The organism is Nonomuraea sp. C10 (assembly GCF_008017515.1).
GTDB classification, from domain to species: domain Bacteria; phylum Actinomycetota; class Actinomycetes; order Streptosporangiales; family Streptosporangiaceae; genus Nonomuraea; species Nonomuraea ferruginea.
The window spans coordinates 5,338,762-5,353,654 of sequence record NZ_VPFF01000001.1; the positions used below are offsets into that span (position 1 = coordinate 5,338,762).

At 73.7% G+C, this 14,893-nt stretch carries 11 protein-coding genes; 3 read left to right on the top strand and 8 right to left on the bottom strand.

Going from position 1 to position 14,893, the window contains the following annotated elements; all coding sequences use genetic code 11:
* Positions 1-11: 11 nt before the first annotated feature.
* Positions 12-1,202, bottom strand: coding sequence for a (Fe-S)-binding protein (locus FR742_RS24550; protein ID WP_148033124.1), 1,191 nt, complete (start codon positions 1,200-1,202; stop codon positions 12-14).
* Between the two features lie 69 nt (positions 1,203-1,271).
* On the opposite strand from FR742_RS24550, the gene FR742_RS24555 reads away from it, so the two are divergent.
* From FR742_RS24555 to FR742_RS24565, 3 genes are all read left to right on the top strand, one after another.
* A complete protein-coding gene (locus FR742_RS24555; protein ID WP_261808722.1) occupies positions 1,272-2,012 on the top strand; it encodes a FadR/GntR family transcriptional regulator in 741 nt (246 codons plus the stop codon).
* 10 nt (positions 2,013-2,022) lie between these two features.
* Complete coding sequence (locus FR742_RS24560) at positions 2,023-2,730, top strand: hypothetical protein (protein WP_148033126.1); 708 nt, start codon at positions 2,023-2,025, stop codon at positions 2,728-2,730.
* Positions 2,731-3,006: 276 nt separating this feature from the next.
* Positions 3,007-4,248 (top strand): pectate lyase, encoded by a 1,242-nt coding sequence (locus FR742_RS24565; RefSeq protein WP_261808723.1) that lies wholly within the window; start codon positions 3,007-3,009, stop codon positions 4,246-4,248.
* Positions 4,249-4,373: 125 nt separating this feature from the next.
* Here the strand turns inward: FR742_RS24565 and FR742_RS24570 are convergent, their stop codons facing one another.
* The 7 genes from FR742_RS24570 to FR742_RS24600 form a co-directional block, all read right to left on the bottom strand.
* Entirely contained in the window at positions 4,374-5,384 is a 1,011-nt protein-coding gene (locus tag FR742_RS24570; protein ID WP_148033127.1) for a methyltransferase, read from the bottom strand.
* Between the two features lie 109 nt (positions 5,385-5,493).
* Positions 5,494-6,783: an MFS transporter gene (locus tag FR742_RS24575; protein WP_148033128.1), complete on the bottom strand. Its 1,290-nt coding sequence runs from the start codon at positions 6,781-6,783 to the stop codon at positions 5,494-5,496.
* Positions 6,780-11,324: a non-ribosomal peptide synthetase gene (locus tag FR742_RS24580; RefSeq protein ID WP_148033129.1), complete on the bottom strand. Its 4,545-nt coding sequence runs from the start codon at positions 11,322-11,324 to the stop codon at positions 6,780-6,782. The genes FR742_RS24575 and FR742_RS24580 overlap by 4 nt, the downstream gene beginning before the upstream one ends.
* Complete coding sequence (locus tag FR742_RS24585) at positions 11,321-11,971, bottom strand: DUF6875 domain-containing protein (protein WP_148033130.1); 651 nt, start codon at positions 11,969-11,971, stop codon at positions 11,321-11,323. Before FR742_RS24585 ends, FR742_RS24580 begins: the two co-directional genes overlap by 4 nt.
* Positions 11,968-13,269, bottom strand: a complete 1,302-nt coding sequence (locus FR742_RS24590; protein WP_148033131.1) for an NAD(P)/FAD-dependent oxidoreductase — start codon at positions 13,267-13,269, stop codon at positions 11,968-11,970. The genes FR742_RS24585 and FR742_RS24590 overlap by 4 nt, the downstream gene beginning before the upstream one ends.
* A gap of 6 nt (positions 13,270-13,275) precedes the next feature.
* Positions 13,276-13,455 (bottom strand): MbtH family NRPS accessory protein, encoded by a 180-nt coding sequence (locus FR742_RS24595; protein ID WP_148033132.1) that lies wholly within the window; start codon positions 13,453-13,455, stop codon positions 13,276-13,278.
* Entirely contained in the window at positions 13,452-14,882 is a 1,431-nt protein-coding gene (locus FR742_RS24600; protein WP_148033133.1) for an amino acid adenylation domain-containing protein, read from the bottom strand. Before FR742_RS24600 ends, FR742_RS24595 begins: the two co-directional genes overlap by 4 nt.
* Between the last annotated feature and the right edge of the window lie 11 nt (positions 14,883-14,893).

The following is a 14,893-nucleotide window of genomic DNA, read 5'->3' on the forward strand; positions in this document are numbered from 1 at the left end:
CAGCACGCCGCTCATGGCGCCACCCCCAGCGACTCGGCCAGCAGCTCGTGCAGGTCCACGACGTCGATCGACCGCGCCCGGCCGGCCTCCGACAACGGCCGCTCCGACCACGGGCAGGCGCTGACCAGCGTGTCCACGCCCAGCTCGGCGGCCTTCCCGACCCGCTGCTCGCTGATCTTCGCGGTCAGCTCGGGCTTCTCCACGGGCAGCCCGCCGCCCCCGCCCGAGCAGTACGACCACTGCGTCACCCGGTCCACGTCCTCGAACGTGAGCCCGGGAATGGCCCGCAGGATCTCCCGCGGCTCCCGCCAGACGCCCTTGCGCTTGTTGAGCCGGCACGGGTCGTGGTAGGTCACCGTGCGCTCGACCGGGACGTGCGGCGTCAGCCTGCCCTCCCTGATCAGCTCCGCCAGCAGCTCCACGACCAGCACGATCTCGATGTCGTACGCGTCGCCGAAGTATCTCGGATAGTCCTCGGTGAACGTGATGTAGTCGTGCGGGTCGAGCACCAGCACCCGGCGCACCCCCGCCGCCCGCCAGTCGTCCAGGTTGTGCTGGGCGAACCGGCGCGCCTGCTCCTCGTACCCCATCTCGGCGGCCGGGCCGCCGCAGCACCACTGCTCGTTCATCAGCCCGAACTCGTAGCCGGCCAGATTCAGGATCCGGGCCACCGAGCGCGGCACCGACGTGCGGTAGAAGGCCGCCTCGCAGTCCACGAAGAGGATGGTCTCCCCGCCGATCCTGAGGTCGAGCCCTTCGGCCCAGTCGCGCACCCGCTCCTGGTCGACGGGGGTGCCGTCGAGCACCGGCTCGTGCCGGCGCTCGTCGGTGAGCAGGTTCCAGCGCTGCCAGCCCGGCTGGTGCACGCCCTGCTCGACGGCCAATCCGCGCACGGCCTTGACCAGGTCGACCGTACGGGTGCGGAAACGGTAGAAGTCGCCGGTGAACAGGGAGTTGGGGCAGCGCAGCTCGCACGCGCCGCATCCGGTGCAGTTGACGTAGTCGGCCGCGACGTCCGCGACCTCGAGCTCGCCTTTCTCCATCGCCACGACGTTGGCGTGGAAGGCGGTGGGGCTCCAGGACTCGTTCCGCGTGACCTGCATGACGGGGCAGACCTCGCGGCAGAACTTGTGGCCTGAGGAGAAGCAGTTGTAGGCGCTGTTGCGCCACTCCTCGGCGAACCTCTTCTCGGGATCCGGCATCTGGCCTCCCTCGGTGGGTTGCGCTTACAACTATGAGTTCATATTTCAAAAGGCAATATGCTGGAGCGTGTGAGCCAGCTCCCCAAGGCGGCGGTGTTCGCCCCGGTCGACGACGGGTCCGGCCGGGTGGAGGTCGTGGTGCGCCGGCTGGCCGAGGCGATCGCGCTCGGCCTGATCGCCGACGGCGACCAGCTCCCCGCCGAGCTGGAGCTGGCCGGCGCGCTCAACGTCTCCACCGTGACCCTGCGCGCGGCCCTCGCCGCGCTGCGCGAGCGCGGCCTGGTCGAGACCCGCAGGGGGCGCGGCGGCGGCACGTTCGTGCTCGCGCCCGCCGACCCGTCCACGGCCCGGCTCCGCCGCCGCCTGCGCGAGCTGAGCACGTCGGAGCTGCGCGAGATCGGCGACTACCGCTCCGCGATCGCCGGCACCGCCGCCCGGCTGGCCGCCCTGCGCGCCTCGGCCGACAACGTCACGCGCCTGCGCCAGGTGCTCGCCCGCCTCGACGCCGCCGCCTCCGTGGGCGAGCGCCGCCGCGCCGACGGCCGCTTCCATATCGAGGTCGCCGCAGCCGCCCAGTCCGTACGGCTGACACGCGCCGAGATCGACATCCAGGCCGAGGTGGGCGAGCTGCTCTGGCTCCCGTACGGGGAGGCCGTCGGCCCGCGTGACGTGGTGCGCAGCCACACGCAGGTGATCGACGCCATCGAGGCCCGCGATCCGGACCGGGCCAGGTCCATCACCGAGGAACACATCGACAAGGGGATAGAGCGTCTGATGGAGTTCCATTGGCGGCTCGTCGCATCCGGGTGAGGAGGCAACGATGAGCGTTCGGCACGTCGATCAGGTGGCGGACCGGGTCCATACCATCGTCGCGGACATCTTCCGCTCGCTGGATCGCATCCTGGCGGGCGTCGTGGCGTGCTATCGCGCCTCCGGCTCGTTCGCCTCCGCCGACCTGGCCGCGGTCCGGCCGGAGATCTTCGCCTGCCTGGGCGGGCGGCGGGAGGTGCTGGCGGGGGCGGGCGTCATCGTCGCGCCGGGCGTGCTGGCCGACCGCCGCCGCTGGCTGGAGTGGTGGCAGGCGCCGCCCGAGCAGGATCCGATCTTCCTCGACGTGGACCTCGACCCGGAGAGCCTCGACTTCTACGACTACACCGCCGCCGAGTGGTTCGCCGTGCCCGAGCGCACCCGCCGCCGTCACATCGTGGGCCCGTACGTCGACTTCGGCGGCACCGACACGTACATGCTGACCTTCACCACGCCCGCCGAGGTGGACGGGCGCTTCCTCGGGGTGGTGGGCGCCGACGTACGGGCGGCCAGGTTCGAGGCGCTGCTGCTCGGCGTGCTGGCGGCCAGTCCCACGCAGATCACGCTGGTGAACGGCGAGGGCAGGGTGGTGGTGACCAACTCGCCGCGGTTACCCGCGGGCTCCCTGCTCCTGGACCCGGGGCCGGACCGGCATCCGCTGCCCGAGCTGCCGTGGAGCATCGTCACCTCCACCAGGGACCGCGCGACCAGCCCTCGCTGACAACCGGTTGCAGATACGGCGGACGCCGAACGGTGGAATCGGGAGCGTTCGCGCGGCAACCGCTTGCAATCGGTCTCCATGAAAGTTTCATCGGCCCGCGCTCAGGGCCGCTCTCCCGAAGGGCTCCTGACCAGCCGGGACGGTTCACGGCGGGACGCTTCGCCCGGCTGGGCCTTCCCGGCCTCGGCCGCCTGTGCTTCACTGCGAAGCACTGACGGGAAAGCGCTTACCCATCCACCCGCTCGCCGTGCTCCCCCTACCGAACTGGAGTTCTCCGTGCGCGAAAAAAGAAGATTGGCGCTATCGCTGGCCGCCGCTCTCGTGACGAGCAGCGGGCTGGTGGCCGTGATGGCGGGCGCCGCCTCGGCGGCCCCGTCCAACGGCTCCTACACGCTGGTCAACGCGGGCAGCGGGCTGTGCGCCGCCGTGCCGGGCGCGAGCACCGGCGACGGCGTGCAGCTCACCCAGGCCACCTGCACCGGCGCCGCCGGACAGGTCTTCACCCTCAGCGGCGGCCAGCTCAAGGCGGCGCACAGCGGCAGGTGCCTCGGCGTCAAGGACGCCTCCACCAGCGCGGGCAAGGCCGTCCAGCAGGAGACGTGCACCTCCGCCGCCTCCCAGAGCTGGCAGTTCACCACCTCGGGCAGCAACTACCGGATCGTCAACGCCAACAGCGCCAAGTGCCTCAACGTCAAGGACAACTCCACCTCCTCCGGCGCCGCGCTCCAGCAGAACAGCTGCGACTCGGTCGCCACCAAGCAGTGGACGCTGCGGCCCGCGAACGGGGGCGGCAACCCTGACCCTGACCCGACGCCGACCATCACCCCCACCAGCGGCGGCGGCGACGGCAGCGGCGCCTGGCCGTCCGACACCGGCAGCGTGCACCAGACCACCACCCGCAACGCCGGCACGTTCTTCGACGGCGGCATGAAGCGCTACTACGGCATCGGCGACGGCGGCCAGAGCGAGAGCCAGGACCCCATGTTCGTGGTGGCCAACGGCGGCACCATCCAGAACGTCATCATCGACGCGCCGGCCGGTGACGGCATCCACTGCGAAGGCTCCTGCACGATCAGGAACGTGTGGTGGAACGACGTCGGCGAGGACGCCGCCACCTTCCGCAGCTCCAGCAGCTCGGCTGCCTACCTGGTGGACGGCGGCGGCGCCAAGTCCGCCTCCGACAAGGTCTTCCAGCACAACGGCGCAGGCACCCTGACCATCCGCAACTTCCAGGTGCACAGCGCCGGCAAGCTCTACCGGGCCTGCGGCAACTGCTCCACCTCCTACCAGCGGCACGTGGTCATGGACGGCATCACCGCCCGTTCCACCAAGGTGCTGGCCGGGATCAACACCAACTGGGGTGACACGGCCAGGTTCAGCCGGATCACCGTGTACGGCAGCGCCACGATCTGCGAGAAGTACCGCGGCGTGCCCAAGGGCAGCGAGCCCACCAAGATCGGCGAAGGCGCCGACGGCGTCAACTGCCTGTACTCCTCGTCCGACATCACCTACCGGTAGAAGCCGCGGCCCCGGCCCGTGGACGACCACGCTCGACCGCGCCGACCATCTCAGCCCTGAGCTGGTCGGCGCGGTCGACCGGTTGTCGCCGCGACCAGGACGACGTGACGGCGAGCCCCGGGCGCTTACGTGGTCGCGATCACGAGGGCGTGCGACGGCGAGCGGGTGAGCTCCGTCCACGGACCGGGGGCGCATCCCGCCGCCTTCAGCCACCCGCGGATCGTCTCCAACGGGTGCAGGGCGCCGCCTTGCGTGTGCCACAGGTTGAGCGAGAACCCGGCGGCGAAGGCCAGGTCGGCGGCGGTTCCCGAGGGCTCGGGCATGCTCTCCAGGACGACCAGCAGCCCTCCCGCCCGCAGCGTGCCCGCCGCCCTGGCGACGAGCGCGGCGGCGTCCCGCGCGGCGAACCCGTGCAGCACGTTGAAGAGCACGGTCACGTCCTGCTCACCGGGCAGATCGGCGGTGAGCAGGTGGCCGGCCCGCCAGGTCAGGCTCCCGTCGGAGCCGTCCGTGACGGCGCCGTCGACGATCGTGCCCGACAGCCCGGGGTGGGCCCGGCAGAACGCCGCGGCGTACGCCCCGTGGCCGCCGCCCAGGTCGAGCAGGCTCTTGGCGCCCTCCGGCATTGGCACCAGCGAGACGACCTCGTCCGCCAGCCACTCGGCGAGCCCGCGTTGCAGGTCGTGGAAGGCGGCGGACAGGTCGGGACGGCCTGCGAGCCAGTCGTAGAAGCCCCCCGCGGGGGTCCCCGAGCGCACCGCGCCGGCGAGCCCGGCCCACCGCTCCTCGACGATGGCCTGCCACAGCCCGAGGATCCGCCCGTAGTCGGTGGGCGAGCCGGAGCAGAGCCACGCCGCGGTGGCGGGCGTGTTGGCGTGCCGGCCCTCGTGGCGGCGCACGTATCCGGTGGTACGGAGGACGCCGAGCAACTGGTCGAGCCCCGTCGGGTCGGCGCCGACGGCGGCCGCGAGCTCGTCCGTCGTCGACGGCCCGGCCGCGAGCGCGTCGAACACGCCCAGCGAGCGCGCGGCCCCGACGGCATGGCAGGCCATCAGGCCGATCAGGTCCAGCATCGGCGCCGGGGCGTCACCCCTGCGGAAGGCGTCCACCTCGTCGGGCGGCAGGTCGACCGGCATGCGATTCCTCTCAGGCGATTCTCGGCGGCTCTCGGGAACGGCGGCTCTCGGGAACCGGCGGCTCCCGGGTCCGGGCGACTCCCGGGGTCCGGGCGGCTCCCGGGGTTTCTCAGGCGACGGGGACCGGGACGGGCCGGCGGTCCAGGCGGCGCAGGGCGGGGAGCGCGGCCAGGACGCCGGCCAGGGTCAGCAGGAGCAGCCCGTCGAGGAGCAACACGAGGGCGATCCCGCGTCCCTCGCCGACGCCGACGATCAGACCCGCGCTGCCGGCGAGGGCCCCGCCGGGCAGCAGCGCCGGGTTCAGCAGGTGTTCGGCCACGGGCGCGGCCAGCAGGTAACCGACGGGGACGGCGGCCGAGCCGAGGGTGTGCACGGTGCCCATGGCCCGTCCCAGCAGGGCCGGATCGACGCGGCTCTGCAGCACGGCGTGCGCGCAGCCGTTCACCACGGGCAGCGTGAACAGGAACCCGGCGGCGGCCGCCCCCACCAGCAGCGGCGACGGGCTCACCGTGTGCAGCACGAGGAAGACGCCCCCGAGCGCCATGAACGCCGTCATCCCGCCGATCTTCCGGCGGGGCCCGCCCCAGGCTCCCATGACGAGGCCGCCCGCGAGCATGCCCGCGCCTCCGGCGAACATCAGCACGCCCAGCACCCCGGGCCCGGCGAACGACAGGATCAGCGGCTGCACCAGCACCCCCGCGACGGCGAAGGTGAAGTTGAAGCCGGTCAGCGCGGCCACCAGCGCCGTCAGTCCCGTCCTCGACCGCAGGTGGCGCCACCCGGCCCCGAGGTCCTCCAGCACGGCGGGTCGCTCGGCGGCCACGTTGGGCCGCAGCACCGCGGCGGGCAGCCGGATCAGCAGCAGGGCCAGCATCGCCACGCCGAAGGTGCTCAGGTCGATCGCCACCACCCCGGCCATGCCCACGGTGGCCAGGAGCGTGGCCCCGAGGACGGGCGCGGCGATCTGGATGCCGCTGGACAGGTGCATGAGCCCGTTGGCGCGGCCCAGGTGACGTTCGGGGATCAGCAGCGGCGTCATGGCCTGGTAGGCGGTCAGGTGGAAGACGCCGCACGCGCCGCTGACGGCTCCGGCCAGGGCGACGTGCCACACGGCCAGCCCGTCCGCCCAGATCAGGAAGCCGACGGCGGCCGTGGACACGGCCGCCAGGCAGTCGGTGAGGATCATCACCTTGCGCCGGTCGAACCGGTCGACGACCAGCCCGGCGAACGGCCCGATGAGGATGCCCGGGAGCATGCCGCTGAGCACGACCAGCGCGAACTCCGTCGGCGACCCGGTGGTCTGGTACACCCAGACGCCCAGGACGAAGGTGGTGAGGCTGGAGCCGACGGACGACAGCAGCGACGCCGTCCAGATGAGCGCGAACCTGACGATGTTCATGCGTGCACCACCTCGGCCAGGCGGCCGGCGTAGCGCCTGATGAGCGCGCCGTCGGCGGGCGGGCACGCGAGCCCGGCGCGGGCCAGGGCCCGCTCGGTGCGCCCGCAGTCGAAGACGGGCCGCCGGAACTGCGGGTCCGCCGCGGACAGCACCGGCGCGAACGGCGCGAACGGGCTGTCCGCGCCCAGGCCGGCGGCTTCGCGCCGCCAGGTGTCCCACGGTACGCAGTCCGCGCCGAGCGCCTCGGCGATCTCCCGGTAGGAGATCGTCGCGCCGTTGAAGTAGTGGAAGTCGCCGGCCGTCGCGGGGTCGGTGATCAGGCGGGCCATGCCCGCGGCGACATGGTCCACAGGCGCCAGGTCCTCCTCTATCGGCAGGTCGGGCACCATGCGCAGGCGGACGCACGTGGCCAGCAGGCGGCTGAAGTAGTCGCCCGGGTTGCCCAGGCCGGTCGCGCTGTGCCCGCTGACCCGCGCGGGCCGGTGCACCACGACCGGCAGCCCTTCGTCCCTGGCCCGGCGCGCCAGCCGGTCGGCCACCCACTTGCTCTGGTCGTAGCCCGTCTCCAGGCCGGCCGGGTCGTCGGGAGCGGTCGCCTCGGTCACCACCCGGCCCCGGTGGGCCAGGCCCAGGAAGACGCCGAGGGTGGAGACGACGTGCAGGCGGGCGCCGCCGAGCCCGGCCAGCCGCAGGGCCTCGACCGTGCCGCCGACGTTGACCGGCAGCATGCGGTGGAAGCTCTCGTAGAAGTTCACCTGACCGCCGTTGTGGCAGATCACCTCCACCTCGCGGGCCAGCTCGCCGAACCGCTCCCGGTCCAGCCCGAACCGGGACGAGCCCAGATCGCCCGGCAGCCCGCGCAGCCTGCCCGGCGGGGCGTCGAGCCCGTACGCCCGCAGGTTGGCCAGCACCCGTTCCCCGGCCCGGTGCTCGTCGCCGGCCCTGACCAGGCAGATGATCTCGGCATCGGTGCGGGCCAGGAGCTCGCCGATGAGATGGGCGCCGAGGAACCCGGTGGCGCCGGTCAGCAGGATGGCCGAGCCGCGCCGTACCGGAGACGGGAGCGTGGGCCGCACGGCGAGGTCGGGCGGCAGGACGGCGAGCGGTTCGAGGTCGAGATGCTCCCGGTCGGCGCCGCGCTCCACGGCGGCGGCGAGCTCGGCCAGGTCGGCCGTCTCCAGGACCGCGCGCAGGGACACGTCGGCGCCGAGCTCGCGCCTGATCTCGGCCACCACCCGGCCGGCGAGCAACGAGTGCCCGCCCACCTCGAAGAAGTTGTCCGACCTGCGCACGTCGGGCACGCCGATGACCCGCTGCCACACCGCGGCCAGCGCCGACTCGGTGGCGGTCGCGGGCGCCTCGCCCGCGGGTCCTGGCGGGGGCGGCAGGGCCGCCTGGTCCACCTTCCCGTGCGTGGTGCGCGCGATGGCGGCGACCGGCACGAAGGCCCCGGGCACCAGGTATCCGGGCAGCCGTTCGCGCAGGAACTCGCGGAGCGCGCCCGGCGTCAGGTCCGGCGTGCGGGTCGCCGCGTAGGCGACGAGGCGGTCCTCCGAGACGACGACCGCGCTGTCGGTGACGTCCGGATGTTCCATGATGGCGTGCTCGACCTCGGCCGGTTCGATCCGGTGGCCGCGGATCTTCACCTGGCGGTCGCGGCGGCCCAGGAACTCGAGCGCGCCGTCCGGCCGTACCCGCGCCAGGTCGCCCGTACGGTACAGGCGCGCTCCGGCGGGGCCGTCGGGGTCGGGCACGAAGGCCGCCGCGGTCAGCGCCGGCTCGCCCGCGTACCCGTCGGCCAGGCCGGCTCCGCCCAGGTGCAGCTCGCCCACCCCGCCGGTCGGCACCGCGCGCCCCGACCGGTCCAGGACGCGGGCGCGCACGTGCGGCAGCGGCGCGCCGATCGGCACCCGGCCCAGGTCGCCGAGCTCGTCCGTGCCGCCGATCCGGTGCACGGTGGCGCAGACGGTGGCCTCGGTGGGGCCGTAGTGGTTGAACAGGGCGCACCTGCCGCGTGTCACCCGCTGCCAGGTGCGCGCGTCCTCGACCGGCACCTGCTCGCCGCCGACCATCATGATCTCGACCGGCCAGCTCTCGGGTACGCCCGGCTCGGCCAGGTCGGTGACCCAGCGCCGCCACAACGCCACGGGCGCGTCGACGGCGGTCACGCCGTGCTCGGCGCAGAACCGTACGAGCTCCGCGCCGTCCAGCCGGGCGGGCTCCGGATGGACGACCAGGGTGCCGCCGGTGGTGAGCACCGGGAACAGGTCTCCCACGGAGGCGTCGAAGGTGAGCGGCGGCAGCATCAGCACCCGGTGCTCAGGGCCGAAGCCGTGCACGTCGGCGAACGAGCGGGTGAACTCCGCGACGGCGCCGTGCGACACCACCACCCCCTTGGGCGCCCCCGTCGACCCGGACGTGAAGATCACATACGCCGGATCCCCCGGCCGCACGGCAGCACCCACCAGGTCTGCGGAGCCGGGACGTACCTCGCCCGTGATCCCGCCCTCAAGACGTCCCGGACCGACCCGACGCGTCCGGCCTGTCACGAACTCGCCGCTCGGTCCTGTCTGGTCGGTGACCGGCAGTTTCGCTCCCGGGAATTCGTCCAGCTCGGCGAGCCTGCCGGACGGCGCGATCACCGCGACAGCCCGTGCCCGCCGCAGCAGGTGCGTGACACGGGCGGGCGGGTGGCCGGGGTCGAGCGGCAGGTACGCGGCACCGGCGAGCAGCACACCGAGGACGGCGGCGATCCCGTCCGGCCCCGCCGGGAGCGACACCCCGACCACCGGACGCGCGTCAGGGTCTCCGCTGAGCGGCCCCAACCGCGCCGCCACCTCCCGCGCCCGCGCGACCAGCCCGCCGTACGTCAACCGCTCCCCCGCGGCCATGACCGCGACCCGATCCGGACCCCGCTCAGCCTGACGCACAACCAGCTCCGCCACCCCGGCCCAGCCCCCGGCCGGCACCTCGGAGGATGCGACACTCCCCGCCACAGACAACCCATCGGCCGGAACGGAGGATCCGGCCGCAGACGCCCCACCCTCCGGAACGGGGTGCGCGGACTCGGCGGAACCTTCGCCCGCCACCCCGGATGACCCGCCCCCCAGAACGGGGTGCCCCGCCCGGGACAGCCGCGGGATGACGGTCTGCACCCCGGACGGCACCGGGGCGGCCCCGGTCGGACCGTCCTCCCCGGAAACCAGCCCCGGGACCGGAACGGCGGAGGCGGCCACGGTCGTTCCGGTTGGGGTGGTGGTGAAGGGGATGTGGCTCAGGGGGAGGGACGGGTCGCCGGTGAGGGCTTCGAGGGCGGTGGTGAGGTGGTGCGCCAGGGTCGCCGCCGTGTCCGCGTCGAAGAGGTCGGCCGCGTAGTCCAGGTACAGCTCGATGTCGTCGCCCACGGTGACGAACAGGGTGAGGTCGAAGCGGGCCTCGGGCGCGGGCAGTTCCCAGTGTTCGACGAGGAGGTCACCCGCGGTCCTGGGCCGGCCGTCCAGGTGGTCCATGACGAGCATGACCTGGAAGAGCGGGTTGTGGCTGAGGTCGCGGCGGCCTCCGGCGAGTTCCACCACCTCGTCGAACGGCGTGCCGCCGTGGGCGAGCGCCTCGGCCACGGTCCGCCTGCACTGCCGCAGCAGGTCCGTCACGGCCGGGTCGCCGCCGAGGTCGAGCCGCAGCGCGACGGTGTTGGCGAACATGCCGACCGTCCCGCCGTCCCGCCCGGTACGGCCGTCCATCGGGCAGCCGACCACGATGTCGTCCTGGTCGGCGCACCGGCCGAGGGTGACCCCCAGGGCCGCCAGGACCATGGCGAACACCGTAGTCCTGGTCCTGCGCGCGCCGTCCACCAGGCCGGCGCGCAGGTGCTCGGGCAGGGTCCAGCGATGCTGCGCGCCGCGCCCGCTCGGTACGGCGGGACGGGGCCGGTCGGTGGGCAGGCCCAGCAGGGAGGGCGCGCCGGCCAGCCGGGAACGCCAGTAGTCGCGCGCCGCCTGGGCCCGCTCCCGGCTGCCCCCGCGGAGCCGGGCGACGTACTCCGAGAACGGGACGGCGGGCTCGGCGGGCTCGAAGGTCCCCGCCAGCATCCCGTACAGCTCGGTGAAGAGGACCTGCAGCGAGCGCCCGTCGCAGATCGTGTGGTGCAGGCACAGGACGAGCACGTGGTCGTCCGGCGCGAGCCGGAGGAGCAGCGCCCGCATGAGCGGCGCCCGGCCGAGTGCGAACGGCCGGGCCACGAACGTTTCGCACGCCGCGTGCGCCGCGGCCTCGCCCTGGACCTCCACGACCTCCAGGTCCACCTCGGCCGCGTCGCTCACGATCTGGATCGGGCGCCCGTCCCCGGTGTCGGCCAGCCCGGTGCGCAGCGCCTCGTGCCTGGCGGCCAGGCGGTTCAGCGCCCGGCCCAGGTGTCCGGCGTCCAGGGGCCCGCGTAACCGGTGCCCGCCCCAGACGTGGTAGCCGGACGGGTCGTGGCCGGCCTGGTGCAGGAACCAGAGCCGTTCCTGGGCGGGCGTCAGGGGGAAGCTCGTGCCGGTCATGATTTGGCCACCAGGTCACGCAGGTGCCCGGGCACCTGCTCGCCGAACAGATCCCGGTAGGCGGCCAGATGCGTCTCCTCGGAGATCAGGAACGGCAGGTCGGTCGGCACCATGTGCCTGATCACCAGCATCGGCACCGGGCTGCGCAGCGGGCGGAAGCCGGGGTTCCACAGCCCCGCCTTGTCCGGCGGCCCGTCGTGGAACTCCCCGATCATCAGGCCGTGTCCCACGTAGGCGTCCTTGAGCGCGCACTGCGCGGCGTCGATCACCTCCCGCGCGTCACGCATGCCGGGCAGCAGGACGAGGATGGTCGTCGACTGCGCGGCGGGCATCCTGCGGGGGGCGAGGTCGAGGAACCAGTCGCGGTAGGGCGCCAGCAGCGCGCTCAACGACTCGACGGTGTGGCCGCCGCCCGGCTGGACGGCCAGGCGGAAGGCGCCGCGGTCCAGCGACGCCTGCGCGTACGGGCACACCGGCCCGAGCCGGCCCAGCTCCGGGTGCGGCCGGCACAGGTAGGCGCGCGCCCATTCGACGACGGCCCGCAGGTCGGCCCGGTGCTCGCCGATCAGGGGGTGCGCGGCGGGGTCCGCCTCCACGTCGGCCGGGTCGAACAGCACGAGGGATGCGTCGTGCGGATGTGTGATCATCGAGAGGTCCTCCCGTGGCGGCGCGCGAGCACGGCGAGCAGGCCTGCGACGGCCGCGCCCGCCCCGGTCACGGTCAGCGCGGCGGCCACCCGGTCCTGGCGGCGAGCGCGCCGCAGCGCCTCGCCGTAGGGCACGGTGGTGTGCGAGACGAGCGTGTAGAGCGGCACCCAGGTGCCGGGGAACTTTTTGTGCAGCAGCAGGTCGAGGCGCTTCCTGGCCAGCCGCAGCGGGGAGCGCATGCCGTCGCGGAGCTCCAGGAAGTTCTGCGCGGACAGCTCGGCCAGCACGTCGGTGTGCGGCTTGCGGGACCGCTCGTAGGCGGCGAAGGCGGCCCGCCGGTCGCGCGGGTGCCGGGCCAGCATCCGGTCGAGCGCCAGGCAGTCCTCGAACGAGGCGTTCATGCCCTGGCCGTAGAAGGGGTAGACGGCGTGCGCCGCGTCGCCGACGAGGACCATCGTGTCCCGGTGGTGCCAGGGCGCGGTGCGTACGGTCGTGAGGTGCCCCATCGGCGCGGCGGACGCCTGCTCGTCGAGGTCGGGCACCAGCTCCGCCAGGTGCGGGAAGGCGTCGGACGCCCGGTCCGGCGGCTCGTCGCGCGGCAGGAAGAGCGTGCAGGTCAGGCTGTTGTCGACGTTGGGGTGGGCGACCCCCAGACCGCGCTCGCCCGGCCAGATGTGCAGCGCCTCCAGCGGTACGGCGGGCGTGCCGTCGGGCCTGGCCCGGATCGTGATCTCCTTGTAGCCCCATTCGAGGTACTCGCGGCTGAAGCCGGCCGGCAGGCCGCGCTGCATCTCGGTCCTGACGAGCGAGGAGGCGCCGTCGGCGCCGACCACGAAGCCGGCCGTCAGCTTGCTACCGTCCTCCATGGTGACGGCGGCGGCGTCCCGGTCGACGGCCACGCACCTGGTGCCGAAGCGCAGCCGCACGCCGGGCTGCTTCTCCGCGTGCTCGACCAGCAGGCAGACCAGCGCGTCCCGCCTGATGGAGTGCAGGATCTGCGACGGGTCCTTGCCGTACGGGTAGAACGCCGACCGTCCGCCGGCGGTGTGCACCATGCGCCCGCGCATCGGCACGGACAGCCGCCGCGCCTCCTGCCACAGGCCCACCTCGCGCAGCGCCGCGATGGCCCGCGCCGACATGCCCAGGTTGATGGATCGGCCGCTGTCGTGGCGGGCCGAGCGCGGGTCGGGGCGGCCTTCGACCAGGTCGACCCGGTACCCGCGCCGTGCGATCATGCTCGCCAGCAGGGGTCCGGCCAGGCCCGCGCCGACGATGACGGCGTCAGGGTTGGAGTCCATGCCGCGTCACCCCCCGCCGCGCACGCTGAGGGGACGCATGTCGGTCCACACGGTCTCGATGTGCGCCAGGCATTCCTCACGGGTGCCGGCGAAGCCCGTGGCCCGCCAGCCGGGAGGCAGCTCCCGTCCCGCGGCCCAGACGGAGTACTGCTCCTCGTGGTTGACGACCACCAGAACATCGCTCATATCTTCTCCTCAAGAGCGCGCCGATCGATCTTTCCGTTGGGGGTGAGCGGCACGGAGTCCAGGGGGATCACCCTGGTCGGCACCATGTACGCGGGCAGGATCGCGGCCAGCCGGCGGCGCAGGTCAGGGCAGTCGCCGACGACGAACGCCACCAGGGCGTCGCCGGACACGGCCGCCACGGACTGCCGCACGCCGGGCAGGCCGTCCATGGCGGCCTCCACCTCGCCGAGCTCCACCCGGTAGCCGCGTAGCTTCACCTGGGTGTCGGCCCGGCGCAGGTACTCCAGTCCCGCGCCGGTGCGCCGCACCACGTCGCCGGTCAGGTACAGCCTGCTGCCCGGCTCGCCGTAGGGGTCGGGGACGAATCGGTCGGCGGTCAGGGCCGGCCTGCCGAGATAGCCGTCGGCCACGCAGACGCCGCCGATCGCCAGCTCGCCCTGGCCGACCTCGTCGAGCCCGTCGTCCACGACGTGGACGGTGGCGCCGGGGAGCGGGTCGCCGATCGAGACCGTCCCCGGCTCGATCGGCACCTCCCAGGAGGTGGCCCAGACGGCGGCCTCGGTCGGGCCGTACATGTTGACGAGCCGTCCGACCCGGGAACGCAGGTCGCCTGCCAGGGCCGCGGGCAGCGCCTCACCGCCGACGAGCGCGGTCAGCCGGGGGCCGCGGAACCCGGCGTAGAGCAGGACCCGCCAGCCCGAAGGGGTGGCCTGCATGTGGGTCACGCCCTCGCGCTCGATCAGCGCGGCGAGCCGTTTGCCGAGGAGAGCGGTCCTGGGGTCGACGAGGACCAGCCGTCCTCCGGTGACGAGCGGCAGGTAGAGCTCGGGCACGGACATGTCGAAGGTGAGGGAGGCGGCCGAGAGCCAGACGTCCTCGGCCGTCGAGCCCACCAGTTCGCGCATGCCGGCGAGCAGGTTGGCCAGCGCCCGGTGCGGCACCACCACCCCCTTGGGCGTGCCGGTCGAGCCCGAGGTGTAGATCACGTACGCCGGGGACGAGGGGTCCGGGGGCGCGGCGGGGAGCGGCGCGGCCGGGGGGTGCTCCCCGTCCAGCCGGAGCACCGGCACCGCGGTCGTGACCGGCTCGCCCTCGGTCAGCAGCAGGTCCGCGCGCGAGTCCGCCAGGACGAGTTCGACGCGGGCCGCCGGGTGCGCGGGGTCGAGCGGCAGGTAGGCCGCGCCGGTCCGCAGGACGGCGAGCATCGCCGTCACGCAGGCAGCCGACTTGGCCGCGCAGATCCCCACGAGGGTGCCGGGGCGGGCTCCGGCGGCGGCGAGCCTGGCGGCCAGCCGGTCCACGGCCTCGTCCAGCGCGGCGTAGGTCAGGCGCTCGTCGCCGGCGACGAGCGCGATCCGGTCCGGGGTGCTCGCCGCCTGGCGCCCGAACGATTCGACAAGAGTTGGGAGCGCTCCCAAAACTGGCATGGTCAACTCCG